This is a genomic window from Vibrio sp. Vb0888 (assembly GCF_033338835.1).
Lineage (GTDB): Bacteria > Pseudomonadota > Gammaproteobacteria > Enterobacterales > Vibrionaceae > Vibrio > Vibrio alginolyticus.
The window spans coordinates 1-1,165 of sequence record NZ_JAWOTL010000226.1 but is presented as its reverse complement, the minus strand read 5'-3'; the positions used below and the strand labels follow the sequence as shown (position 1 = coordinate 1,165).

The 1,165-nt window shown below is 44.2% G+C and carries 3 protein-coding genes; all 3 read right to left on the bottom strand.

Annotated features, from left to right (window positions below):
* Window positions 1–39: 39 nt before the first annotated feature.
* Entirely contained in the window at window positions 40–273 is a 234-nt protein-coding gene (locus R7P72_RS25215) for a DUF2789 domain-containing protein (protein ID WP_020841183.1), read from the bottom strand.
* A gap of 176 nt (window positions 274–449) precedes the next feature.
* Entirely contained in the window at window positions 450–683 is a 234-nt protein-coding gene (gene nqrM / locus R7P72_RS25210) for a (Na+)-NQR maturation NqrM (RefSeq protein ID WP_005436655.1), read from the bottom strand.
* A 22-nt stretch (window positions 684–705) separates the two neighbouring features.
* A partial coding sequence (locus R7P72_RS25205; protein WP_318110988.1) for an FAD:protein FMN transferase occupies window positions 706–1,165 on the bottom strand: 460 nt, incomplete at its 5' end.

Genomic DNA, 1,165 nt, shown 5'->3' with positions numbered 1-1,165 from the left:
AAGTTTCTAAAGGGTTGAATTATCTTTTTTTATCGCGGTTCAATCACGCAACATTACATCGAGCTGATCCACAAGCTCAGCCCAATCAGCATCTTCTTCAATAGCTTGTTTTAAAAATGCGGCCTGAGAATGTGTCCAGAAACTCGCTTCGTGTAAAGGTGCTGATTCACGTTTATGTCGATGCGTATTGACGAAATCTTTAATTTCTTTGGAAGAGCTCCCTAACCCGAGCTGATTGAAAAGATCAGCCATGCCATGTTGATGTAATTCCATTGTGTCCTCCGACTCGAATGAACCTTTATTTGAGTATATACCTCACCCAATTATGCGCCCGTGAAAGTACTAATATTTCACTCTCTATGTAGAAAGCACGGCGCTTTGATACACGCAAAAAATAACCCAGCCGAAGCTGGGTTATAGAAAAATGATAAGCACTCTATGCTTGCGCGTTACGCGATACGGTCTTTTTCCCACGCAGCTAGCTTTTCAGCACGAGCAGCTTCGCGAGCTTCACGCTTCTTGCGCGCGTCACATGGCTCTGGGCAGTTACATACTTTCTCTATGCCGACTGCGCCAAGGCCACCACAGCTGCCTTTCACTACTTTCTTCTGGAAGATGTAGCCAACGGCCATCGCTGCGATCACCGCAACAAACACTGCAAATGTAATTAGAAATGTACTCATAAGAACATGCTCACTTCTGATGTTATTTGTTCATGAATGGCTTGTATGCTTCCGAAGCCAGCTCTTTAAAACCATCTTCCGTTTTCACAATCATGAAAACAGGAATGTTATTTTCGTTCGCGATTTCCATGCCTTTTTCTTCGCCTAGCACCATAAGACCCGTTGCTAGACCGTCAGCAGTCATCGACGATTTATCCAATACTGTCACAGACACCACTTTATGATGGATTGGTTTGCCTGTTTGCGGATTGATAATGTGAGAGTATCGCACACCATTGCTCTCAAAGTAATTACGGTAGTCACCACTTGTTGCAATTGCCATGTCACCTGGTTCGATGATCTCTTGAATAGATCGCTCATCAACCGTTGGTTTCTCAATCGCGATTCGCCATGGCACACCTTCTCGGTTGATACCTTTCAAACGCATTTCGCCACCAACTTCGACCATGTAGTTTTTGATCCCTACCGATTGTAGGTAATCA